Origin of the sequence: Saccharothrix sp. NRRL B-16348, assembly GCF_001280085.1 — a bacterium.
In the GTDB taxonomy this organism is placed as follows: domain Bacteria; phylum Actinomycetota; class Actinomycetes; order Mycobacteriales; family Pseudonocardiaceae; genus Actinosynnema.
Genome location: NZ_LGED01000138.1, coordinates 1 through 306, shown reverse-complemented (window position 1 = coordinate 306; position 306 = coordinate 1). Strand labels below are relative to the sequence as shown.

The window sequence follows — 306 nt, the reverse complement described above, 5'->3', positions numbered from 1 at the left end:
CGCCCCGGGGAAGCCGCGGAGGTGCCCGGGGCCGGGGCTGTCGGAGACCCCGGACAGGAACGTGCCCAGCACCCGGCCGCCCGCCTCGACGTACCGCTCGTACGGCGACGCGTCGTCCCCCAGGGTGGGGAGGGTGTGGGTCCTCCCGGTGTTGGTGGGCTGGGCGATGTTGTTGTGGTGCTGGCCCCGGGCCGACGTGGAGTTCTCCATCAGCACCCACGGCCGCCCGCCGGCCAGACCCCGCACCAGGTCGGCGGAGAACGCCAGGCCGACGTAACGCGACGGGTCCTCGCCGTGGGTGTAGTG

1 protein-coding gene is annotated in these 306 nt (G+C 74.5%); it reads right to left on the bottom strand.

Annotated features, from left to right (window positions below; genetic code table 11):
- A partial coding sequence (locus ADK67_RS15010) for a beta-galactosidase (RefSeq protein WP_157620401.1) occupies window positions 1-306 on the bottom strand: 306 nt, incomplete at both ends.